The organism is Streptomyces sp. NBC_00873, assembly GCF_045207415.1.
GTDB lineage: Bacteria > Actinomycetota > Actinomycetes > Streptomycetales > Streptomycetaceae > Streptomyces.
This window is the reverse complement of sequence record NZ_CP108803.1, coordinates 6,783,385-6,805,954: the sequence shown is the minus strand read 5'-3', so window position 1 is coordinate 6,805,954 and position 22,570 is coordinate 6,783,385. Positions and strand designations below refer to the sequence as shown.

General features: G+C 70.7%; 23 protein-coding genes. 6 read left to right on the top strand and 17 right to left on the bottom strand.

The window, feature by feature from the left end:
• Positions 1 to 58 precede the first annotated feature (58 nt).
• The 4 genes from OH809_RS31415 to hisI form a co-directional block, all read right to left on the bottom strand.
• Entirely contained in the window at positions 59 to 310 is a 252-nt protein-coding gene (locus OH809_RS31415) for an HGxxPAAW family protein (protein ID WP_406418542.1), read from the bottom strand.
• Positions 311 to 496: 186 nt separating this feature from the next.
• Complete coding sequence (locus tag OH809_RS31410) at positions 497 to 1,150, bottom strand: TIGR02234 family membrane protein (protein ID WP_406418544.1); 654 nt, start codon at positions 1,148 to 1,150, stop codon at positions 497 to 499.
• A gap of 220 nt (positions 1,151 to 1,370) precedes the next feature.
• The gene (locus tag OH809_RS31405) at positions 1,371 to 2,858 is read right to left on the bottom strand and encodes an anthranilate synthase component I (protein WP_406418546.1); all 1,488 of its coding nucleotides are present in this window, start codon (positions 2,856 to 2,858) and stop codon (positions 1,371 to 1,373) included.
• Positions 2,859 to 2,869: 11 nt separating this feature from the next.
• Positions 2,870 to 3,250, bottom strand: a complete 381-nt coding sequence (gene hisI, locus OH809_RS31400; RefSeq protein ID WP_406418548.1) for a phosphoribosyl-AMP cyclohydrolase — start codon at positions 3,248 to 3,250, stop codon at positions 2,870 to 2,872.
• Between the two features lie 85 nt (positions 3,251 to 3,335).
• Between hisI and OH809_RS31395 the strand changes: the two genes are divergently transcribed.
• Entirely contained in the window at positions 3,336 to 3,968 is a 633-nt protein-coding gene (locus tag OH809_RS31395) for a TIGR03085 family metal-binding protein (protein WP_406418550.1), read from the top strand.
• A 223-nt stretch (positions 3,969 to 4,191) separates the two neighbouring features.
• Here OH809_RS31395 and hisF read toward each other — a convergent pair whose 3' ends face one another.
• Genes hisF through hisD form a run of 8 tightly spaced genes read right to left on the bottom strand, consistent with a single transcriptional unit; the run spans position 4,192 to position 9,959 of the window.
• The gene (hisF, locus tag OH809_RS31390) at positions 4,192 to 4,947 is read right to left on the bottom strand and encodes an imidazole glycerol phosphate synthase subunit HisF (RefSeq protein WP_406418552.1); all 756 of its coding nucleotides are present in this window, start codon (positions 4,945 to 4,947) and stop codon (positions 4,192 to 4,194) included.
• Positions 4,944 to 5,342: a RidA family protein gene (locus OH809_RS31385; RefSeq protein WP_406418554.1), complete on the bottom strand. Its 399-nt coding sequence runs from the start codon at positions 5,340 to 5,342 to the stop codon at positions 4,944 to 4,946. The genes hisF and OH809_RS31385 overlap by 4 nt, the downstream gene beginning before the upstream one ends.
• A complete protein-coding gene (gene priA, locus OH809_RS31380; protein ID WP_406418555.1) occupies positions 5,339 to 6,067 on the bottom strand; it encodes a bifunctional 1-(5-phosphoribosyl)-5-((5-phosphoribosylamino)methylideneamino)imidazole-4-carboxamide isomerase/phosphoribosylanthranilate isomerase PriA in 729 nt (242 codons plus the stop codon). The genes OH809_RS31385 and priA overlap by 4 nt, the downstream gene beginning before the upstream one ends.
• Positions 6,067 to 6,708, bottom strand: coding sequence for an imidazole glycerol phosphate synthase subunit HisH (gene hisH / locus OH809_RS31375; protein WP_406418557.1), 642 nt, complete (start codon positions 6,706 to 6,708; stop codon positions 6,067 to 6,069). The genes priA and hisH overlap by 1 nt, the downstream gene beginning before the upstream one ends.
• 11 nt (positions 6,709 to 6,719) lie before the next feature.
• Positions 6,720 to 6,887 (bottom strand): hypothetical protein, encoded by a 168-nt coding sequence (locus tag OH809_RS31370; protein ID WP_406418559.1) that lies wholly within the window; start codon positions 6,885 to 6,887, stop codon positions 6,720 to 6,722.
• Positions 6,884 to 7,480: an imidazoleglycerol-phosphate dehydratase HisB gene (gene hisB / locus OH809_RS31365; RefSeq protein WP_389031456.1), complete on the bottom strand. Its 597-nt coding sequence runs from the start codon at positions 7,478 to 7,480 to the stop codon at positions 6,884 to 6,886. Before hisB ends, OH809_RS31370 begins: the two co-directional genes overlap by 4 nt.
• Positions 7,477 to 8,613, bottom strand: coding sequence for a histidinol-phosphate transaminase (locus tag OH809_RS31360; protein ID WP_406418561.1), 1,137 nt, complete (start codon positions 8,611 to 8,613; stop codon positions 7,477 to 7,479). The genes hisB and OH809_RS31360 overlap by 4 nt, the downstream gene beginning before the upstream one ends.
• Complete coding sequence (gene hisD / locus OH809_RS31355) at positions 8,610 to 9,959, bottom strand: histidinol dehydrogenase (protein WP_406418563.1); 1,350 nt, start codon at positions 9,957 to 9,959, stop codon at positions 8,610 to 8,612. Before hisD ends, OH809_RS31360 begins: the two co-directional genes overlap by 4 nt.
• 226 nt (positions 9,960 to 10,185) lie before the next feature.
• Between hisD and OH809_RS31350 the strand changes: the two genes are divergently transcribed.
• The 4 genes from OH809_RS31350 to ybaK all read left to right on the top strand — a co-directional run bounded on the left by OH809_RS31350 (position 10,186) and on the right by ybaK (position 14,281).
• Positions 10,186 to 11,730 (top strand): oxidoreductase, encoded by a 1,545-nt coding sequence (locus OH809_RS31350; protein WP_406424880.1) that lies wholly within the window; start codon positions 10,186 to 10,188, stop codon positions 11,728 to 11,730.
• Positions 11,731 to 11,961: 231 nt separating this feature from the next.
• Positions 11,962 to 12,999 carry a hypothetical protein gene (locus OH809_RS31345; RefSeq protein ID WP_406418565.1) on the top strand — a complete coding sequence of 346 codons (1,038 nt, stop codon included), beginning with the start codon at positions 11,962 to 11,964 and terminating at the stop codon, positions 12,997 to 12,999.
• 5 nt (positions 13,000 to 13,004) lie between these two features.
• Positions 13,005 to 13,754 (top strand): LON peptidase substrate-binding domain-containing protein, encoded by a 750-nt coding sequence (locus OH809_RS31340; protein WP_406418567.1) that lies wholly within the window; start codon positions 13,005 to 13,007, stop codon positions 13,752 to 13,754.
• Positions 13,755 to 13,771: 17 nt separating this feature from the next.
• Positions 13,772 to 14,281, top strand: coding sequence for a Cys-tRNA(Pro) deacylase (gene ybaK / locus OH809_RS31335; protein ID WP_406418569.1), 510 nt, complete (start codon positions 13,772 to 13,774; stop codon positions 14,279 to 14,281).
• Positions 14,282 to 14,443: 162 nt separating this feature from the next.
• Here ybaK and OH809_RS31330 read toward each other — a convergent pair whose 3' ends face one another.
• From OH809_RS31330 to OH809_RS31315, 4 genes are all read right to left on the bottom strand, one after another.
• Complete coding sequence (locus OH809_RS31330) at positions 14,444 to 15,208, bottom strand: ABC transporter permease (protein WP_406418571.1); 765 nt, start codon at positions 15,206 to 15,208, stop codon at positions 14,444 to 14,446.
• 34 nt (positions 15,209 to 15,242) lie between these two features.
• A complete protein-coding gene (locus OH809_RS31325; protein WP_406418573.1) occupies positions 15,243 to 16,136 on the bottom strand; it encodes an ABC transporter permease in 894 nt (297 codons plus the stop codon).
• A 22-nt stretch (positions 16,137 to 16,158) separates the two neighbouring features.
• Positions 16,159 to 17,133 (bottom strand): ABC transporter ATP-binding protein, encoded by a 975-nt coding sequence (locus tag OH809_RS31320; protein ID WP_406424882.1) that lies wholly within the window; start codon positions 17,131 to 17,133, stop codon positions 16,159 to 16,161.
• Between the two features lie 94 nt (positions 17,134 to 17,227).
• The gene (locus OH809_RS31315) at positions 17,228 to 18,493 is read right to left on the bottom strand and encodes an NYN domain-containing protein (RefSeq protein ID WP_406418575.1); all 1,266 of its coding nucleotides are present in this window, start codon (positions 18,491 to 18,493) and stop codon (positions 17,228 to 17,230) included.
• Between the two features lie 223 nt (positions 18,494 to 18,716).
• Here OH809_RS31315 and OH809_RS31310 point away from each other — a divergent pair, with 223 nt between their 5' ends.
• Positions 18,717 to 18,896: a hypothetical protein gene (locus OH809_RS31310; RefSeq protein WP_406418577.1), complete on the top strand. Its 180-nt coding sequence runs from the start codon at positions 18,717 to 18,719 to the stop codon at positions 18,894 to 18,896.
• An 89-nt stretch (positions 18,897 to 18,985) separates the two neighbouring features.
• Here OH809_RS31310 and dnaE read toward each other — a convergent pair whose 3' ends face one another.
• Positions 18,986 to 22,522: a DNA polymerase III subunit alpha gene (gene dnaE, locus OH809_RS31305; RefSeq protein WP_406418579.1), complete on the bottom strand. Its 3,537-nt coding sequence runs from the start codon at positions 22,520 to 22,522 to the stop codon at positions 18,986 to 18,988.
• Positions 22,523 to 22,570 lie beyond the last annotated feature (48 nt).

The following is a 22,570-nucleotide window of genomic DNA, read 5'->3' as shown; positions in this document are numbered from 1 at the left end:
CACGCGGAAAGGCGCAGCCCCGGCCGGGCTGCGCCTTTCACGATGGTGCCGACCGGGGTCAGGCGGACGTCTGGGCCTGCCCGGCTCGCGCCCGGGCGGCGGCCACCTCGGCCGACTCCTTCGGCATGCCGAGACCGGCGGCCTTCATCGCGAGACCGACGATTCCGCCGATGAAGATGACCGCGATACCGGCCCAGAAGCCGAGCGGGTTGGCCGCGACCATGAAGACGCCTGCGACGCAGAAGCCGATGAACGAGATGATGACACCGGTCCAGGCGGCCGGGGTGTGTCCGTGGCTGCTGCCCGCCATGAGTTGCTCCTCGTTGGTGTTGCGCTGTGGGTATCGCTGTATCGCTGTACGCAAAGCTGGTGGCGCTGTGCTCCGCTGTGCAGAAAGCTCACCGCCATTGTCCCGTACGGACCGGTGCGACGTGAGCTGGGGGTCGCATCCGGGGCGTGTCCCCCCGGTCACCCCCCGCTCGCGCCGGGAGGTCTTTCAGTGCGTCGGGTCCTCGCCGCGGTCCAGGGCCTTCCACAGGTCCTCGGGCCGGTCCGGGTCCGGGGCGGTGCGGGGGGCCTTGCGGGGGCGCGGAGTGCCGTCGCGCTCGTACCGCCCCGACATGGTCGGCCAGAGCTTCCCGTACCGCAGGGCGAGCAGTCCGGCGACGAGGATCAGCAGTCCGCCGGCGGCGGTGACGTACGGCCAGACGGTGTGGCTGAGGGCGTCGATGGTGGCGGAGGTGTCGCCGGTGGTCTGCGCCGCCTTCTCGTCGAGGGCCGCGCTGTCGGAGGCGCCGAGGTAGGCGCTCAGTCCGGCACCGAGGCCACTGAGGGCGAGCAGCCCGGCGACGAGCAGCCGGCCGGCGCTGCGGACGGCGAAAACGGCGACGAGGGCGGCCAGACCGACGATGGCGAGGGCCGCCGGGAGTCCGGTGACGTCCTGGCCGTCGGCGGTCAGTGGCAGGGAGCCGCCGCCGACGGCGGCCTTGCCCTCGGCCCAGGTCTGGCTGGAGGCGAGGAGGACGACGGTGGCACCGACCGCCCCGAAAAGCAGGCCGACGGCCAGGCTGCGGCGGCTTCCCGTGGCGTCGGGCGCAGTGGCGGCTCGGGCACGGGGCTGGGGTACGGGGACAGCGCTCACGTACCCCACTATCCCTTACGGGTTCAGCCCGCCCGGCACATGGGGGGTGGGTGAAGAAGCGGGGTCTGGTGCGTGCAGCTGCAAGGCGGAGGAGGGAGGCAACGCGAAGGGGGGTCCCCCCCCATGCCTTAAGGCCGACCGGCAATTGGGGGGAGTTGGTGACCGACGACAACGCCGCAGATGTGCGCACCAGGGCACGCGACGCCGCCTCCCATGTGCCGCTCGGGCTTCACCGTACGTGGAGGCGGTTCGCCGTATGCACGGCGCGCAGGACCGCGGCGGCCTTGTTGCGGCATTCGGTGTCCTCGGCGACCGGGTCCGAGTCGGCGACGATTCCCGCTCCGGCCTGGACGTACGCGGTGCCGTTGCGCAGCAGAGCCGTACGGATCGCGATCGCGGTGTCGGAGTCCCCGGCGAAGTCGAGGTAGCCGACGCAGCCTCCGTACAGTCCGCGGCGGGTGGGTTCGAGCTCCTCGATGATCTGCATGGCCCGCGGCTTGGGGGCGCCGGAGAGAGTCCCGGCCGGGAAGCATGCGGTCAGGACGTCGAAGGCGGTACGGCCTTCGGCGACGCGGCCGGTGACCGTGGAGACGATGTGCATCACGTGCGAGTACCGCTCGATCGACATGAAGTCGACGACCTCGACGCTGCCGGGCACGCAGACCCGTCCCAGGTCGTTGCGGCCGAGGTCGACGAGCATCAGGTGCTCGGCGCGTTCCTTCGGGTCGGCGAGGAGCTCGTCGGCGAGGGCCTGGTCCTCCTGCGGGGTGGCGCCGCGCGGCCGGGTCCCGGCGATCGGGTGAACCATCGCGCGCCCGTCCTCGACCTTGACGAGGGCTTCGGGGCTGGAGCCCGCGACATCGAAGCCGCCGAACCGGAAGAGGTACATGTACGGCGACGGGTTGGTCGCGCGCAGCACCCGGTAGACGTCCAACGCGCTTGCCGTGCACGGGGTTTCGAAGCGTTGGGACGGGACGACCTGGAACGCCTCGCCGGCCCTGATGCGCTCCTTCACGTCGACGACGGCGTCCTGGAAGGCCTGGCCGCCCCAGAGCGCGGTGTACGGCGGGAGCTCGGACGGCGGAAGGGCCGCGGGGGCGCTCTCGACCGGGCGGGAGAGGTCCGCCTCCATGGCGTCGAGCCGGGCGACGGCGTCGGCGTACGCCTCGTCGACCCCGGTCTCCAGATCGTTGTGGTTGATCGCGTTGGCGATCAGCAGGACGGTGCCGTCCCAGTGGTCGAGGACGGCGAGGTCCGAGGTGAGCAGCATGGTCAGCTCGGGGAGCTTCAGATCGTCGCCGCCGTGCTCGCCGATCCTCTCCAGCCTGCGCACGACGTCGTAACCCAGATAGCCGACCATGCCGCCGGTGAACGGCGGCATGCCGGAGTGCAGGTCGCGCGGGGTGTGCAGGGCCTCTACGGTGGCGCGCAGGGCGTCCAGCGGATCCCCGTCGACGGGGACGCCGACGGGCGGGGTGCCGAGCCAGTGCGCCTGCCCGTCGCGGACGGTGAGGGTGGCGGCGCTGCGGACGCCGATGAAGGAGTAGCGGGACCAGGTGCGGCCGTTCTCCGCGGATTCGAGGAGGAACGTGCCGGTGCGCTCGCCCGCGAGCTTGCGGTAGAGCGCGACCGGGGTGTCGCCGTCCGCGAGGAGCCGGCGGCTGACGGGGATGACACGCCGGTCGGCGGCCAGCTTGCGGAAGGTCTCAAGATCCATGGCGGCTGACCCTACTGCCCGAGCGGGAGTACGTCTGCGTCGAAGCAGGTCCGGTCGCCGGTGTGGCAGGCGGCACCCGTCTGGTCGACCTTGACGAGGACGGTGTCGGCGTCGCAGTCGAGGGCGACGGACTTGACCTGCTGGATGTGGCCCGAGGTGTCGCCCTTGACCCAGTACTCCTGCCGGCTGCGGGACCAGTAGGTGCAGCGGCCGGTGGTCAGGGTGCGGTGCAGCGCCTCGTCGTCCATCCAGCCGAGCATCAGCACCTCGCCGGTGTCGTACTGCTGGGCGATGGCCGGGACCAGTCCGTCGGCGCCGCGCTTGAGACGTGCGGCGATGGCGGGGTCCAGGCTGCTGGCGGGCGGGGTGCTGGGCGCGGGCATGCTGGTCATGGACCCCATTGTGCCGTGGCCGCGAGGGCGGTTCCGTGAGGCGTCCACTGGGCGGACCGCGGGACCCGGTCGTAGGCTGGCGGACATGTCGACCCATGCGAAGCGCGAACGACTTCTGCTTGCCGACCTGTTGGAGGCGGCCGGCCCCGAAGCCGCCACTCTGTGCCACGGCTGGACGGCCCGGGACCTGGCGGCCCACGTCGTGGTGCGCGAGCGCCGACCGGACGCGGCGGCCGGCCTACTGCTGAGCCCGCTGAAGGTCCGGCTCGAACGGGTGCAGGCCGAGTTCGCCGAGAAGCCGTACGAGGAACTCATCCAGCTGATCCGTACGGGGCCGCCCCGGATGTCGCCGTTCGGGCTGAAGCAGGTGGACGAGGCGGCCAACACGGTGGAGTTCTACGTCCACGCCGAGGACGTGCGCCGGGCGCAGCCCGACTGGTCGCAGCGGGAGCTGGACCCGGTCTTCGCCGATGCGCTCTGGTCGCGTATGGAGAAGGCGGCGCGGCTGATGGGGCGCAAGGCGCCGGTGGGTCTTGTGCTGCGCCGCCCGGACGGGCAGACGGCAGTGGCGCACAAGGGCACTCCGGTGGTGACGGTCACCGGCGAGCCGGGCGAACTGCTGCTCTTCGCGTCGGGGCGGCAGGACGCGGCCCGGGTGGAGGTCGAGGGCGACAAGGAGGCGGTGGCCCGGCTGCGGACGGCGGAGCTCGGCATGTAGGACGACGGGTCGCACGGCCGCCGGTGCCCAGCGGCGGCCGTACGCGCGGCCCGCCGCCCAATTGCCGGTCGGTCTCAGTGCGGCAGTTCCGCGCGGCGCAGTCGGGTGAACAGCAGGCCGACCACGCCCCCCGCCCCGCACAGCGCCGCGCTGGGCGCCCGCAGAAAGCCGATCGCCGGACGAGCCATGAATCGGCTCGTCCGGCGATCGATGAGCGCTGCGGTCAGCGGACCGGGTGCCCGGCCTCCCGCAGCGCGTCCTTGACCTCGGAGATCCGCAGATCGCCGAAGTGGAAGACGGACGCGGCAAGCACCGCGTCGGCGCCTGCCGCGATGGCGGGTGCGAAGTGCGCGAGCCGGCCCGCGCCGCCGGAGGCGATGACGGGGACGGTGACGTGTGTGCGGACTGCCGCGATCATCTCGGTGTCGTAGCCGTCCTTCGTGCCGTCGGCGTCCATCGAGTTGAGCAGGATCTCGCCCGCGCCCAGCTCGGCGGCCCGGTGCGCCCACTCGACGGCGTCGATGCCGGTGCCCTTGCGGCCGCCGTGCGTGGTGACCTCGAAGGTGCCCGCGGGGGTACGCCGGGCGTCGACGGACAGCACGAGGACCTGTCGGCCGAACCGCTCGGCGATCTCCCGGATGAGGTCCGGGCGGGCGATCGCCGCGGTGTTGACGCCGACCTTGTCGGCGCCGGCCCGCAGCAGTTTGTCGACGTCGTCGGCGGTACGGACACCGCCGCCGACGGTGAGCGGGATGAAGACCTGCTCCCCGGTGCGGCGCACCACGTCGTAGGTCGTCTCCCGGTCGCCGCTGGACGCGGTGATGTCGAGGAAGGTCAGCTCGTCGGCGCCCTCGGCGTCGTACAGCTTGGCCATCTCGACGGGGTCACCCGCGTCGCGCAGGTTCTGGAAGTTGACACCCTTGACGACCCGGCCGTTGTCGACGTCCAGGCACGGGATGACACGTACCGCGAGACTCATTGCGCACCTTCCCGGTAGGCCTCGATCTCGACCTCGACGACCAGGCTGGGGTCGACGAAACCGGAGACGATGATCATGGAAGCGGCGGGGCGGACGTCATCGAACAGCTCCTTGTGGGCGCGGCCGACCTCGTCCACGTCCCGGGCGTGCGTGAGGTACATCCGGGTACGGACGACGTCCTCGCGGCCCAGCCCCACCTGCTTCAGCGCGTCGAAGGCGACGTTGAAGGAGGCGACGGCCTGCTCGTACGGGCCGCCCGCGGAGATCTGTCCGTTGACGATCGACGTGCAGCCGGCGACCAGGACCAGCCCGTTCGGCAGCTGCACCGCGCGGGAGTAGCCGAACTTGTCCTCCCAGGGGGCGCCGGAGGAGATGCGGTTGACGGAGTCGGTCATCCGGAGACCACCTGCAGCGCCTCTTCGAGGGTGAACGCCTTCGCGTACAGCGCCTTGCCGACGATCGCGCCCTCGACACCGTCCGGCACAAGCGAGGCGATCGCCCGCAGGTCGTCCAGTGAGGACACGCCGCCGGAGGCGACGACGGGCTTGTCGGTGGCGGCGCAGACGTTCTTCAGGAGCTCCAGGTTGGGGCCCTGGAGCGTGCCGTCCTTGGCGATGTCAGTGACGACGTAGCGGGCACAGCCCTCGGAGTCGAGGCGGGCGAGGGTCTCGTAGAGGTCGCCGCCGTCGCGGGTCCAGCCGCGGCCGCGGAGCGTCGTACCGCGGACGTCGAGGCCGACGGCGATCTTGTCGCCGTGCTCGGCGATGACCTTGGCGACCCACTCGGGGGTCTCCAGCGCGGCGGTGCCGAGGTTGACCCGGGTGCAGCCGGTGGCAAGGGCGGCGGCGAGCGAGGCGTCGTCACGGATGCCGCCGGACAGCTCGACCTTGATGTCCATGGAGCGGGCGACCTCGGCGATCTGCGCCCGGTTGTCACCGGTGCCGAACGCGGCGTCCAGGTCGACGAGATGCAGCCACTCGGCGCCCGACTTCTGCCAGGCGAGGGCGGCCTGCAGCGGGTCGCCGTACGAGGTCTCGGAGCCGGACTCGCCGTGCACGAGACGGACGGCCTGACCGTCGCGGACATCGACGGCGGGGAGGAGCTCAAGCGTGGTGGACATCAGAGTGTTCCGATCCAGTTGGTCAGCAGCTGGGCGCCGGCGTCGCCGGACTTCTCGGGGTGGAACTGGGTGGCCCACAGGGCGCCGTTCTCCACGGCGGCGACGAACGGCTCGCCGTGGGTGGCCCAGGTGACCCGGGGGGCGCGGATCCTGGCGTTCGTGACTTCGAGGCTCCAGTCGTGCACCGCGTACGAGTGCACGAAGTAGAAGCGGGCCTCGGGGTCGAGACCGGCGAAGAGCTCGGAGTCCTCGGGGGACCGCACGGTGTTCCAGCCCATGTGCGGGACGACCGGGGCCTTCAGCGGGGCGACGGTGCCGGGCCACTCGTCGAGGCCCTCCGTCTCCACGCCGTGCTCGATGCCGCGCTCGAAGAGGATCTGCATGCCGACGCAGATGCCCATCACGGGCCGGCCGCCGGAGAGTCTGCGGCCGATGACCCATTCGCCGCGGGCCTTCTTCAGCCCCTCCATGCAGGCGGAGAACGCGCCGACGCCGGGCACCAGCAGCCCGTCGGCGTTCATCGCCCGGTCGAAGTCGCGGGTGATCTCGACGTCCGCGCCGACGTGGGCGAGGGCGCGCTCGGCGGAACGGACGTTGCCGAAGCCGTAGTCGAAGACGACGACCTTCTTCTTGTCACTCACAGGTCGCTCCCTCAGTCCCAGAGTCCCTGGATCCGCATGACACCTGCGACCAGGCTCATCACGGATGCGATCCCGAGCAGCACGATGACGCCCTTGGGCATCTTCTGCTTCGAGAAGGAGTAGACGCCGCCGGCCAGGAAGAGGCCGAGGACGATCAGAATGGTGTTGAGGCCGGTCACAGCGCGCCCTTCGTGGAGGGAAGAATTCCGGCGGCACGCGGGTCGTGCTCACAGGCGTACCGCAGGGCGCGGGCGAGCGCCTTGAACTGGCACTCCACGATGTGGTGGGCGTTGCGGCCGTACGGGACGTGGACGTGCAGGGCGATCTGCGCCTGGGCGACGAACGACTCCAGGATGTGCCGGGTCATCGTCGTGTCGTACGAGCCGATCATCGGCGCGATGTTCTCCGGCTCGGTGTGCACCAGGTAGGGGCGGCCGGAGAGGTCGACGGTGACCTGGGCGAGCGACTCGTCCAGCGGGACGGTGCAGTTGCCGAAGCGGTAGATGCCGACCTTGTCGCCGAGCGCCTGCTTGAACGCGGCGCCGAGGGCGAGGGCGGTGTCCTCGATCGTGTGGTGCGTGTCGATGTGCAGGTCGCCCTCGGTCTTGACCGTGAGGTCGAAGAGGCCGTGGCGGCCGAGCTGGTCGAGCATGTGGTCGTAGAAGCCGACCCCGGTCGACACGTCGACCTTTCCGGTGCCGTCGAGGTTGACCTCGACGACCACGGACGTTTCCTTGGTGGTGCGTTCCACGCGGCCTACGCGGGGGCTCATCCGTCGTGCTCCTTCTTGGCGTTCTCATTTACAAGCGTGCGTACCGCATCGAGGAACGCGTCGTTCTCTGCCGGGGTTCCTGCGGAGACCCGCAGCCATCCCGGTACGCCGTTGTCCCGGACCAGGACGCCCCGGTCGAGGATCTGCTGCCAGGCGGTGTGGCTGTCGGCGAAGCGGCCGAACTGGACGAAGTTGGCGTCCGAGTCCGTCACGTCGAAGCCGAGCGCGCGCAGTTCGGTGACGATCCGGTCGCGCTCGCTCTTGAGCTGCGCGACGTATCCGAGGAGCGTGTCGGTGTGCTCCAGGGCGGCCAGCGCCGTGGCCTGGGTGACGGAGGACAGGTGGTACGGCAGCCGCACCAGCTGGACGGCGTCCACGACGGCCGGGTCGGCGGCGAGGTAGCCGAGCCGCAGACCGGCGGCGCCGAACGCCTTCGACATGGTGCGCGAGAGCACCAGGTTGGGCCGGCCCTCGATCAGCGGGAGCAGCGAGGGGTGGTGGCTGAATTCGCCGTACGCCTCGTCGACGACGACCATCGAGGGCCTGGCGGCCTGGGCGGCGTCGTACAGCGCGAGGACGGTCGCGGCGTCGACGGCGGTGCCCGTGGGGTTGTTGGGCGAGGTGATGAAGACGACGTCCGGCCGCCGCTCGGCGATGGCCTCGCAGGCCGCGCCGACATCGATCGTGAAGTCGTCCTTGCGCGGTCCGGAGATCCAGCCGGTGCCGGTGCCGCGCGCGATGAGGGCGTGCATCGAGTACGAGGGCTCGAAGCCGATCGCGGTGCGTCCGGGTCCGCCGAAGGTCTGCAGCAGCTGCTGCAGCACCTCGTTGGAGCCGTTGGCCGCCCAGACGTTGGCGAGACCGACCTCGTGCCCGGCGGTGCGGGTGAGGTAGCGGGCCAGTTCGGTACGGAGTTCGACGGCGTCGCGGTCGGGGTAGCGGTTGAGGTCGCGGGCGGCCTCGCGGACGCGCTCGGCGATGCGGTCGACGAGCGCCTCGGGGAGCGGGTACGGGTTCTCGTTGGTGTTCAGCCGTACGGCCACGTCGAGCTGGGGCGCGCCGTACGGGGACTGACCACGGAGCTCGTCCCGGATCGGCAGGTCGTCGATACGGGTGGTGTTGCTGTTCGTCACTGCTGCGGAACCTTCCAGCCACTGCGCTCGTCGAGTTCGCCTTCGGTGAAACGGGCCTTGAGAGCGGCGCCGTGGGCGGGGAGATCCTCCGCCTCGGCGAGGGTCACGACATGGTGGGTGACCTCGGCGAGCGCGTCGCGCGTGTAGTCGACGATGTGGATACCGCGCAGGAAGGACTGCACGGACAGGCCCGAGGAGTGGCAGGCACAGCCACCGGTGGGCAGGACGTGGTTGGAGCCGGCGCAGTAGTCGCCGAGCGAGACCGGGGCCCACGGGCCGACGAAGATCGCTCCGGCGTTGCGGACCCGGTCGGCGACGGCGGCGGCGGCGGCGGTCTGGATCTCCAGGTGCTCGGCGGCGTACGCGTCGACGACCTTGAGGCCGTCCTCCAGATCGTTGACCAGGACGATCGCGGACTGGCGGCCGGCCAGTGCGGGCTCGATCCGGTCGGTGATGTGCTTGGTCGCGGCGATCTGCGGCTTCAACTGGGCCTCGGTGGCGGCGGCCAGTTCCTCGGAGTCGGTGACGAGGACGGCGGCGGCCATCGGGTCGTGCTCGGCCTGGCTGATCAGGTCGGCGGCGACGTGCACCGGGTCGGCGGTGGAGTCGGCGAGAATCGCGATCTCGGTGGGTCCGGCCTCGGCGTCGATGCCGATGCGGCCCTTGAGGAGGCGCTTGGCGGCGGCGACATAGATGTTGCCGGGACCGGTGACGAGGTTCACCGGGAGACATTCGGCCGTTCCGTACGCAAACATCGCGACGGCCTGGGCGCCACCGGCGGCGTACACCTCGTCGACGCCGAGCAGGGCGCAGGCGGCGAGGATGGTGGGGTGCGGCAGGCCGCCGAACCCCTTCTGCGGCGGGGAGGCGACGGCGATGCCTTCGACACCCGCCTCCTGCGCCGGTACGACGTTCATGACCACGGAGGACGGGTAGACGGAGCGCCCGCCCGGCACATACAGCCCGACGCGCTCGACGGGCACCCACTTCTCGGTGACGGTACCGCCGGGGACGACCTGCGTGGTGTGCGTGGTGCGGCGCTGCTCGTGGTGGACGAGGCGGGCGCGGCGGATCGACTCCTCCAGGGCGGCCCGTACGGCGGGGTCGAGCCGGTCCAGCGCCTCGGAGAGGGCCGCGGCCGGGACCCGGATCGAGTCGACCCGTACACCGTCGAATTTCTCCCCCCACTCGATCACTGCCGCCGAGCCACGATGGCGTACGTCCTCGCAGATGGGGCGCACCGTCTCCAGTGCGGCTTCCACGTCGAACTCGGCTCGGGGCAGCAGGTCGCGCAGGTCGCCGCCCTCGGGGAGGGCATTGCCGCGCAGATCGATTCGAGAGATCACACCCCAATTCTCTCAGACCGCCTCCGGCGGCAGTTCGCCCGTATCACTGGCTGATACATGACCCGGCCGTCACGGCCGACTACTCCCGGCCACTACTGACCGCCGGCGTTCACACCGTCACCCAGAGGGAACACAGAGGGAATAACAGCTGCAAGCGGAAGGGGCCCCGGTGACCGACCCGCAGGACAGCGAGATACCGGACAGCCTCAGCGCGGCGGAACTGGGCATGTGGCGGGCGTTCCGGAACGGCAGCACCTACGATCTGCGCGCCCGCGACCCGATGCGGGACGACCCGTTCGCGCCGACGGTCTGGGGCGCCGAGCGCAGTGTGGACGCCCGTGTCGTCGCCCGGCTCCTGCTGAGCGGGCCGCCCGCCCGGCCGGGACGGGTCGCCGCGCTGAAGCTCCGGGGGGTACGGATCACCGGGACGCTCGATCTCGCGGGCGGGCGTGTCGCTCCGTACGTGGAACTGACGGGCTGCCGCTTCGAGGAGGAGGTGGTTCTGCCGGAGTGTCACTTCACGACGTTGCGGATGGTCGGCTGCGCGGTGCCGCGGCTGGAGGCGGCGCGGCTGCGCACCGAGGGCGATCTGCATCTGCCGCGCTGCCGGATCGAGCGCGGGATCCGGCTCACCGACGCCCATATCGGCACCGACCTGCTGCTCAGCCAGATCGAGCTCGGGGCCGACCGGCAGGACCGGGCGCTCGCCGGGGACGGTCTGACGGTCGCGCAGGACCTGCAGGCGGAGATGGTCGAGACGCGTGGCGAGCTGAGTCTGCGCGGTGCGAAGGTCGGCGGTTCACTGAGTCTGCGCGGCAGCCGGCTGCGGGCGGGGCGCGGCCGGCGCGCACTGAACGCCCCGCAGCTGACGGTGGAGCGGACGTTGTACATGACCGAGGCGTGGGTCAGCGTCGACACGGGGAACCTGGGCACCACTCCCCCGTACGGCATCGTCATGGCCCAGGCCCCGGCGCACGGCACCCGGGCGCAGGTCTTCGAGTGCCGCGGCGGGGTGCGGCTGGACGACGGGCGGTTCGGTGACGCGGTCGACCTGCACAAGGCCAGGTTCGTGCTGGCTCCCCGCGAGGAGCTGTCGCTGCGCCGGATCGTCACCCCGGAGCTGCGGTTCAACGCGGAGCGCCCGGAGGAGGGCCGGGTCGTGCTCAACGGCGCGAAGGTCATCACGCTGATCGACGTGTCGACCAGCTGGCCGGGGCCGGGCGGGCTCGCGATGGGCGGTTTCGTCTACGAGAACCTCGTCCCGTACGGGCACTTCCCGCTCTCCCGCCGCCTGGAGTGGCTGGCGGCGGCGACCCCCGAGTACGTACCGGAGCCGTACGAAAGGCTGGCGACGGTGCTGCGCAACTGCGGGGAGGACGCGGACGCCCGCGAGGTGCTGCTCGCCAAGCAGCGGCGCCGGCGCGAGACGCTGCCGCCCGCCGCGAAGCTGTGGGGGATCCTGCAGGACTGGACGGTGGCGTACGGCTACCGGCCCGGACGGGCGGCGGTGTGGATGGCGGTGCTGTGGGCGGCCGGGGCGGTGGCCTTCTCGCAGTACGAGCCGGCGGCGATCAAGCGGGACGAGCACCCGAAGTGGAACGCGGCGCTGTACGCGCTGGATCTGCTGGTGCCCGTGATCAACCTCGGGCAGGACGGGTACTGGCGGATGGAGGGCGGCTGGCAGTGGGCGGCGGCCGCGCTGGTGCTGCTGGGGTGGATATTGGCCACGACGGTGGCGGCGGGCGCGTCCCGGCTGCTGCGCCGCGGCTGACCGGGCACGGCCGGGACGGGTCGCCCTCGGCCCGCAGACAAGGGCCCGGCGGACACTCCGACGACTGGCCTCCCCCGGCCGACCAGCACGGACACCAGCCACCGGAGCAAAATAATCAAGCCACATCCACCCCATCCTTTACTCTTTATTGACCCCGCTCAGGGCAACCCCTGCACTCGGCACCAAAGCTTCACAGCGCCCCTCTGGCGCAGCCTCGACCAGCGCTTTTCAATGATCTGCACCATGTCATTCCTTCGCGCCCTGCTCCGTACCGCGCGCATGATCCGGCACGCGCCACAGCTGTCCGCCGGACTGCCTGCGGACGATGCGGTGCTGCTCGACGCCCCCGACGAGCGGCTCTCCCCCGCGCTCGTCGCCGCCGCCCTCGGGGAGTACGAGCCGGCCGCCAAGCTCCTCGCCACCACCCGGGACGCCGCCGAATGGGAGAACCGCGACCGTTACCTCGGCCGGCTCGTCACCTTCGCCCGCCACCGCGACAACTGGCTGACCGACTGGCTCGCCGCCGCCCCGCACGACCCGGACGCACTGCTCGTCAAGGCCGAACTGGCGGTCCGGCGGGCCTGGGAGTCGCCGGCCCGCGCCGAGCAGCTGCGCGTAGTGGCACCACTGATCACCGCGGCGGCCGAGAGCGATCCGCGCGACCCGGTGCCCTGGCGGCTCGCGCTCGACCACGCCCGCGGCACGCATGCCCCGCACACCGCTTTCGAGGCGCTGTGGGAACAGGCCGTCCGGCGCTCCTCGCACCACTACGGCTGCCATGTCGCGGCGCTGCAGTACCTCTCCGCCGCCTGGTACGGCTCGCACCGCGAGTGCTTCGACTTCGCCGAACAGGCCGCCGAGGACTCGCTGCCCAGCTCGCTGGTGCAGGCGCTGCCGGTGCGGGCCGCGTTCGCACTGCTGATCGCCGGCCCGGAGGCACGGACCACATCGGTGCTGGAGGAGCGGATCGACAGGGCCGCGGATCTGGCGATCGCGCTGTCCGCCACGTACGAGCCGGGTGATCCGTGGCCGGCCGAGGTCCGCAATCTGCTGGCGTACGTGCTGGTCGTCCGGGGACGCTGGGACGAGGCGCTGGAACAGTTCCGGCTGATCGGACCCCATGCGACGTCGTTCCCGTGGTCGCCGGTCTCCGACGATCCGCTCGGCCAGTTCCTGGACGCGCGGGACGGGGTACGTCTCCAGGTGGCATCCGCGATGCCTTTGCGGTACCGGGCCGACCACGGCGGGTCGCGCGGCCATTACGCTTGACCGTTGTGACCACCGCTCGTCTGCCCCTCTTCCCGCTGAACGCGGTGCTGTTCCCCGGCCTCGTGCTGCCGCTCAACGTCTTCGAGGAGCGGTATCGCGCCATGATGCGCGAGCTGCTGAAGACCCATGAGGACGAACCGCGCCGCTTCGTGGTCGTCGCGATCCGCGACGGCCGCGAGATAGCTCCCACCGCCGCCGGAATGCCGGACGCCACCACGGTGCCCTCCGCCACCGGGCGCGGTCCCGCGGACGGCTTCGGCCCCGACCCGATCCAGACGTTCCACCGGGTCGGCTGTGTCGCGGACGCGGCAAAGATCCGGGAACGCGCGGACGGCAGCTTCGAGGTCCTGGCGACCGGCACCACCCGGGTCAAGCTGCTCTCGGTCGACGCGAGCGGCCCCTACCTGACGGCCGAAGTGGAAGAGCTCGACGAGAACGCCGGCGACGAGGCGGGCGCGCTTGCCGCGGGCGTACTGCGGGCGTTCCGCAGCTACCAGAAGCGACTGGCCGGAGCGAGCGAGCGTTCCCTGACGACGGGCGCGGAACTGCCGGACGACCCGTCGGTCGTCTCGTACCTGGTGGCCGCCGCCGCGGTCCTCGACATCCCCTCGAAGCAGCGACTGCTGCAGGCCCCGGACACGGCGACGCGCCTGCGCGAGGAACTGATGCTCCTGCGCTCCGAGACGGCCGTCATCCGGCACCTGCCGTCCCTGCCCGCAGTCGACCTGACCAGGGCGCCGACCCACCCCAACTGATGCGAGGACCCTGCCCCGTGGCAAAGAAGCCGAAGAAGCACCAGCAGTCCGGCTCCGGCGGCACGCCGGCGACGGTCGCCCTGACCGCGGCAGGCACCCCTTTCACGACCCACGCGTACGAGCACGACCCGGCCTCCCCCTCGTACGGTGAGGAGGCGGCGGAAGCGCTGGGCGTCTCCCCCGACCGGGTCTTCAAAACCCTGGTGGCCGACGTGGACGGCACCCTGACCGTGGCGGTCGTCCCGGTGGCCGGCTCCCTGGACCTGAAGGCCCTGGCAGCGGCGGTCGGCGGCAAGCGGGCCGCGATGGCGGACCCGGCTGCGGCGGAACGCACGACGGGCTATGTACGGGGCGGCATCTCCCCCCTGGGCCAGCGGAAGCGGCTGCCGACGGTGCTGGACGAGTCGGCGCAGTCCCACGAGACGATCTGCGTATCGGCGGGCCGCCGCGGCCTGGAGGTGGAACTGGCCCCGACGGATCTGGCTTCGCTGACGGGGGCGGTGTTCGCGTCCATCGGCCGGGCGTAGCGCACGCGGCCCCGGGGGCATCCTCAGCCCAGAGGGTCATATCCAGCCCGTCCGGCGACCCCGGACCGGGGTCCGGGGCAGAGCCCCCGCTGCGGGAAGGGGCGGGGTGCGGTGAGGTCCCGCGCAGCGGCCCTGCCTCCGTAGCCCCACCCGCCCCGCTCCCTACGACTCCGTCGGAGGCGACGGCGAGGACGGAGGCGAAGGCGAAGGCGAGGACGGAGGCGAAGGCGAGGACGGAGGCGAAGGCGAGGACGGAGGCGAAGGCGAAGGCGAGGACGGAGACGAAGGCCCCGCCGAGCCCGCACCCCCCGGCACCCCCCAGACTCCCCACTCCGGCTCCGGATCCCGCGGCCCGAACGCCGCGGTCAGCGCCAGATGAACGACCATCGCCGCCAGCGACCAGGCCAGCAACGCACCCTTCGCATGCATGTCGAGCGGTGCATCGAACACCACACCCTTCCCGACCTCCCGCGCATGGGCGACCACATCACGTTCCGGTCCGAGCCAGACGCCCACCCCCCAGGCCACCAGCGACCCGAGCAGCCCACCCAGGGCGAGCCCCACAACCAGCGCGATCCCGCCACGTCGGTGGAACCAGAAGGCCAGCGCCGCGGACACCGCCCCGAACGCGAGCGCGAGCAGCACGAACGTCCCGTCGCTCCCGATCGCCTCCTCACCCTCGCTGTCCTTGAGGAAGACCGCATGGCTGTCGGAGATCAGCGGGACCCGCGGCGACAGCCACAGCCACAGCAGTCCGAGCCCGAGGCCGGCCACCGTCAGCAGGACGGCGACGACGGCCGCCCGCCGCAGATCCGCCCGCGGATCGATCTCCTCCTGAGTCCCGGGACCGGAGCCACCGCCCTTCGGCGGCGTCTGCCAGGGGTCATTGGGCGAGGGCTGGTCGGGCGGTGTCAGAGGTGCGGTCACCGTGCCATCGTGCCAGGCGCGCCTGTGCCGCGCCTCACCGGACCGCTGCCCTGCGGTACGCCCAGGTCGCCACGGCCAGTGAGAGGACACCGACTACGGCGCAGACGGCAAGATCAAGGACGACGACCGCCCAGTCGGGATGGGCGTCGAACGACCGTGACAGGGCCTCGACCCCGTACGTCGAGGGCAGCAGATCGCGCGCCCAGCCGATCGGCGCGGGCATCCGGCCGGCCGGCAGCACCCCCAGCAGCAGCGCCGCAGACATGCCGAGCTGTCCGAGCAGTGTGGCGAGCTCCTGCCGGGGCGCGAGCAGTCCGAGCGCGGCGCCCAGCCCGGACAGCGCTGCCCCGGCGAGCGGAATGACGGCGACGAGCACCCACAGATGGGTCATCGGCAACTGGAAGAGCACGCTCCCGGTGACCGCGGTGACGATCGTGCCGGGCACCGTGAAGGAGGCATACGCCCCCGCCGCACCGAGCACCACCGCGGCGGGCGGCACCGGCAGGGTGGCGTAGTGGTCGAGCCCGCCGCCGGCCCGTAGTTGCCCGAAGTACTGGGCGAGCAGATTGAGCGCGACGAAGGCGACGACGAGAACGCTGGATCCGGCGACGACGGCCCGTGCCTCGGAGCCGCCGTCGACGACCCCGCGCATCAGGATCATGATCCCGACGGACTGGAAGGTCGCCACGAAGAGCAGCGGGATCCGGGCGACTCTGGCCCGGGACAGCTGGGCGCGGTAGACGGCCGCGAGCGAGGGAAGCAGCCGGGCCCGCGGCGCGAGCGGCGCGACAACGCCACCGAGGCGGTCCTCGGTGGCGGCCTCGGCGGGAGAACCGCTTCCGGCCGTCGTTCGAGCACCGGCCGCCTCCGCAGGAACAATGCTCGTCACCTGGTGCTGCTCCCGTTCGGTCCCTGCCCGGCCGTACATCCGTACCCGATCGCCGCCGCAATCATGCCTTCACCAGCCCCTGCGTAGCGTCCCCGCCGAGCGCCAGGTAGACGTCCTCAAGACTCGGCGTCGCCAGAGTGAAGTCGTCAAGCGCGGCGAACGCGGCCCCGCCGGTCACTGCGGCGACCGCCGCCCGCGCCTCGTCCGGCCCGAGCCGCAGCACCCAGCGGCGCCCCGACTCCTGCGCGGACTCCCGCAGCGCGGCCACCCCGGGAACGTCCAGCGGCGCGCGGTCGCGCCATACCAGCTCGACCCGGACCTCGCCCGCCACCCGCTCCTTGAGACCGGTGGGCGTGTCGCAGGCGATGACCTTGCCGCGTTCGAGGACGGCGACCCGGTCGAGGACGGTCTCGGCCTCGATGACGTTGTGGGTGACCAGCAGCACCGTCGTACCGTGCTCGGCGCGGCGCCGGTCGACGGCGGCCCAGACGGCGCGCCGGGCGACGGGGTCCATCCCGGTTGTCGGCTCGTCCAGGATGAGGACCGGCCGCTCCCCGACCAGGGTGGCGGCGAAGCAGGCGAGCCGCCGCTGCCCGCCGGAGAGCTTCTTCAGGGGGCGCGCCGCGATGTCGGTGAGGCCGAGTTCTTCGACTACGGCGTCGCGCGCGGCGCGGGCCTCCCGTACCGCGAGTCCGCGCAGCCGCCCGGTGGTCTCGGCGGCGAGCGAAACGGTCAGCTCGTCGAGGGCCGTGGACTCCTGCCCGAGGTAGCCGATCAGCCGGGAGGCACGCTCGGGGTGGCGCACGAGGTCGTGCCCGAGCATCTCGACGCTGCCGGAGTCGGGCCGCATCAGCCCGGTGAGCTGGCGTACGAGAGTGGACTTGCCCGCGCCGTTGGGCCCGAGAAGTCCGAAGATCTCACCGCGTCGGACGTCAAGGCTGATCCCGTCGGTCGCGCGCACCTCGGGGGTCGCGGGTGTGCCGCGGCGGCCGCGGGCGGCGGGATAGGTCTTGACCAGATCACGCACCGCGCACACGGTCCCGGTCGCCGTCTGCGCCTGTGCTGTGCCCGTACTCACGAGGTACGAGGGTACGGGGTCGGACTCCTCTTATTGCGCCCGGGCTGCCGGACTACTCCGCCACGGGGGCGTGTTCGGCCGCCGCGCGTACGTCGATTTCGCGCCAGAAACCCGCCCGGATCGCGTACCGGTCGTGTTCGTCGATCTGGTCGTCCTTGTGGGCGAGCAGGCCGAACCGCGCCGCGTACCGCAGCAGCTCGCCGTCGATCCGGTGTGGGATCCGCGGATACATGGTGGACAGCTTCTGCAGGTGGACGGTCTCCGGCAGCCGTTCCATCCAGCGCCGGGCGAAGACCTGGCCTACCTCGAACGGGTCACCGCCGACCGTGGTGATGTCCTCCTCACGGTCCGCCCAGCGCTGCTCGGCGGAGGTGAGCTGGGCGAGAGTGGGCAGCGAGGCGGTCTCGGCGGGTTCGCCGAGCGGTCCGCCGCGCTCCATCCAGCCCTTGTCGGAGGACCAGCGCAGGGTCGCGGTCGCCGGGGGCTGCGCCGCGGGCCGGTCGGCGGCGATCGGGGTGCCGGGGCCGCGCAGGGTGCCTGCCAGATCCTTGGGGGTGGGGACGCCCTTGCCGACGTGCGCGGCCGGGGCGGGCGCGGTGTCCTCGCCGGTGGGCGCCGCCGCGCCGTTGCGGGCGGCGGCCGCCTGGGCCTCCGAGGCGCGTTCGGCGGAGGCGGCGAGCGCTGCCTCGGGCAGCGGCGCCGAGAGGATCGCGGCGATCTCGGGGCGGGGTGCGGGGGGCGGGGCGCAGCTGCCGCCGTTGTCCTTGGCCCGCACGGCCTGGGTGATCCAGGCCCGGTCGAGCACCCGGCGTTCGTCGGCCTCGGCGACCAGGTCCTCGGACTGGTTGTAGTCGCCGTCGGCGGCCTGCACGGCCCAGAGATGGACAGCCACGCCGTGTTCCTTCGCGGACATCAGTCCGGGCAGCAGATCGCCGTCGCCGGTCACCAGGACGACATCGGAGCAGGCGCGGTTCCTGGCCAGTTCCGTGAGTTCGGCGTGCATGGCGGCGTCGACGCCCTTCTGCGCCCAGCGACCGTCACTGCGTGTGAGTGCTCCGAGCCTTACGGTTACCCTGGGCATGACACGCAGCCTGCGGTGTTCGGGCTGCGGTACGCGGTCGGGGGCACCGTCGAACCAGTAGATCCGCAGCAGCGGCTGCTCCGTATCGGCTTCGGCTCGCTCGCGCAGGCCCTGAATCAGCGCGGCATGGTCGACGGTGATGCGGGAACGGGCGGGCTCTCCCGCCAGCAGACTCGCGGCTGCTCCCAGCAAGTAGCCGGCGTCCACCAGGACGACGCAACGGTCCACGCGTTCCACCCTCTTCCAGAATTCGGGAATGGGTTCTGCTCAGGGTTTCCTCGAAGTCTGCCCGACGGCGTGAGGGTTGACGGCCGGAACTCGATCATCGGCGTGGCGAATGCGGAAAACGGCGCATGTTAGCCCATCGCTACGCACGGTAATGATCCAACATGCGCTGTATATACCCGTATGTGAATCTGACAGCGGTCCTGGCCCCGAGATTCCGCACAGGAGGAACACCATGGCCAAGAACAAGAACCGCAAGCAGGGCAGCCAGCAGAACCGCGCGTCCATACCGGAGCGTGGCGCGGAGGAGACGAAGTCGACGGCTTACGAGTCGCAGACCCAGTCCCAGCCGCAAGCCCAGGGCAGCCCTGCTGATGTTGCCCGTAAGCACCAGCGGCGCTTCGGCCACAACTGACCGGTCAACTCCGGTCCGGCCACGGGCCGGTAGCCGAGAGAGGCGCTCCCGCATCGCGGGGCGCCTCTCTCGTGCGTTGCGGCGACCGCTCAGCCGGCCAGGCAGGACGGGCCGAGCAGCACCTTCAGGTCACCGAAGAGAGCCGGGTCGGGCTGGACCCGGTGCCGGTCGAGCCGGAGGACGGTGGTGTTGCGGGGGCCCTGGAGCTTGATCCGTACCTCGGTGTTGCCACGGTGGTTGCTGAGCACCTCGCCGAGGCGGGCGACCATCGGCGGAGTGACCCTGACCGTCGGGATGGTGAGCACCACCGGCGCGTTGGTCCCGGCCGACGAGAGGTCGGGGACCTGCATCTCCATGGCGACCAGCCGCGGAATGTCCTCGCGCTTGTCGAGCCGTCCCTTGACGAAGACGACGGTGTCCTCGACGAGCTGGGTGGAGACCAGCTGGTACGTGGCCGGGAAGAACATGCACTCGATGGAACCGGCCAGGTCCTCGACGGTGGCGATGGCCCAGGCGTTGCCCTGCTTGGTCATCTTCCGCTGGAGTCCGGAGATGATGCCGCCGATGGTGACGATCGCCCCGTCGGCGTGTTCGCCACCGGTGAGCTGGGAGATCGCCGCGTCGGACTTGTCGGTCAGCACGTGCTCGATACCGAAGAGCGGGTGGTCGGAGACGTACAGCCCGAGCATTTCGCGCTCCTGCGCCAGCAGGTACGACTTCTCCCACTCGATGTCGGAGAACTCGACGTCGAGCCCGAAGCCCGGCTCGTCGCTGTCCTCCTCGCCGCCGCCGAAGAGGTCGAACTGCCCCTCGGCCTCCTTGCGCTTGACCTGCACCACGTTGTCGATCATCGGCTCGTGGTGGGCGACGAGGCCCTTGCGGGTGTGGCCCATCTCGTCGAAGGCGCCGGCCTTGATCAGTGATTCGACGGTCCGCTTGTTGCAGACCACCGCCTCGACCTTGTCGAGGAAGTCGGGGAAGCTGCTGTACTTCCCCTTCGCCTTGCGGCACCGGATGATCGAGTCGACGACGTTCTGTCCGACGTTACGGATGGCCGTCAGCCCGAAGAGGATGACGTCGTCGCCCTGGGCGGCGAAGTTCGACTCGGACTCGTTGACGTTCGGCGGGAGCACCTTGATGCCCATGCGGCGGCACTCGTTGAGGTAGACCGCGGACTTGTCCTTGTCGTCCTTGACCGAGGTCAGCAGCGCCGCCATGTACTCGGCGGGGTAGTTCGCCTTGAGGTACGCGGTCCAGTACGTGACCAGTCCGTACGCGGAGGAGTGCGCCTTGTTGAACGCGTACCCGGCGAACGGGACCAGTACGTCCCACAGCGCCTGGATCGCCGCGTCGGAGAAGCCGTTCTTCTTGGCGCCCGCCTGGAAGAGCACGAAGTTCTTCGCCAGCTCGTCGGGCTTCTTCTTACCCATCACGCGGCGCAGGATGTCGGCCTCGCCGAGCGAGTACCCGGCGATGATCTGGGCGGCCTTCTGCACCTGCTCCTGGTAGACGATCAGGCCGTAGGTCAGGCCGAGCGTCTCCTTGAGCGGCTCCTCCAGCTCCGGGTGGATCGGGGTGATCTCCTGGCGGCCGTTCTTGCGCTCGGCGTAGTTCGTGTGCGAGTTCATGCCCATCGGGCCCGGCCGGTACAGGGCCGAGACGGCGGAAATGTCCTCGAAGTTGTCGGGCTGCATCTGGCGCAGCAGCGAACGCATCGGACCGCCGTCGAACTGGAAGACGCCGAGCGTGTCACCGCGGCAGAGCAGCTCGTACGTCTTGGGGTCGTCCAGCGGAAGGGCGAGCATCTCCAGATCGATGCCCTTGTTGGCCTTCACCATCTTGATGGCGTCGTCCATGATCGTGAGGTTGCGCAGGCCGAGGAAGTCCATCTTCAGCAGGCCGAGCGACTCGCACTGCGGGTAGTCCCACTGCGTGATGGTGACGCCGTCGGTGTGCCGCACCCAGACCGGGGCGTGGTCGACGATGGGCTCACTGGACATGATCACGCCGGCGGCGTGCACACCCATCTGCCGGACCAGCCCCTCGACACCCTTGGCGGTGTCGATGACCTTCTTGACGTCCGGCTCGTTCTCGTACATCCCCCGGATCTCGCCCGCCTCGCTGTACCGCGGGTGCTTGGGGTCGGTGATTCCGGAGAGGTCGATGCCCTTGCCGAGGACGTCGGCGGGCATGGCCTTGGTGAGCCGGTCGCCCATCGCGTACGGATAGCCGAGGACGCGGGCGGAGTCCTTGATCGCGTTCTTGGCCTTGATCTTGCCGTACGTACCGATCATGGCGACCTTGTCGGCGCCGTACTTCTCCGTCACGTACCTGATCACTTCGACGCGCCGACGCTCGTCGAAGTCGATGTCGACATCGGGCATGGAGACGCGCTCGGGGTTGAGGAACCGCTCGAAGATCAGTCCGTGCTCGATCGGGTCGAGGTCGGTGATGCCCATCGCGTACGCGACGATCGAACCGGCCGCGGAGCCACGCCCGGGGCCCACCGCGATGCCGTTGTTCTTGGCCCACATGATGAAGTCGGCGACAACGAGGAAGTACCCCGGGAACCCCATCTGGATGATGACGTCCATCTCGTACTCGGCCTGCTTCTGCCGGTCCTCGGGGACGCCGCCGGGGAAGCGCCGGTTCATGCCGACCCGGACCTCCTCCTGGAACCAGGTGACCTCGGTGAAGCCGTCCGGGATGTCGAACTTCGGCATCAGGTCGCGCTTCTCGAACATCCCGCTGGTGTCGATCTGCTCGGCGACCAGCAGGGTGTTGGCGCATCCCTGCTGCCAGGCGTCGGAGGAGTCGACGGCGTACATCTCGTCCGTCGTCTTGAGGTAGTAGCCCGTGCCGTCGAACCGGAAACGGTCGGGGTCGGAGAGGTTCTTGCCGGTCTGGATGCAGAGCAGCGCGTCGTGCGCGGTGGCCTCGCTGGCGTACGTGTAGTGCGAGTCGTTCGTCACGAGCGGCGGGATGTCGAGCTTCCTGCCGATTTCGAGGAGTCCGTCACGGACCCGGCGCTCGATCTCGATGCCGTGGTCCATCAGCTCCAGGAAGTACTTGCCCTCGCCGAAGATGTCCTTGTAGTCGGAGGCCGCCTGGACCGCCTCGTCGAACTGGCCGAGCCGCAGCCGCGTCTGCACCTCGCCGGACGGACAGCCGGTGGACGCGATCAGCCCCTCGGACCACTGGGCGATGGTCTCCTTGTCCATGCGCGGCCACTTCTGCAGCCAGCCCTCGGCGTACGCGTCCGAGGAGAGCCGGAAGAGGTTGTGCAGACCGGTCTTGTTCGCCGCCCAGATCGTCTTGTGGGTGTAGCCACCCGAACCCGAGACGTCGTCGCGCTTCTGGTGCGGCTGGCCCCACTGGATCTTCCGCTTGTGCTTGCGCGACTCCGGGGCGACGTAGGCCTCGATGCCGATGATCGGCGTCACCTCGGCCTTCTTCGCCTGGTGGAAGAAGTCGTACGCCCCGTGCAGGTTGCCGTGGTCCGTCATCGCGATGTGCGACATGCCCATTTCATTACAGGCAGCGAACATGTCCTTGAGCCGCGCGGCACCGTCCAGCAGCGAGTACTGGGTGTGGACGTGAAGGTGCGTAAAAGGCGGCTTGGTCACGGCGTCGGGCCTCCGGGGAAACAAGCAATGACGGACTGGGGGGACAGC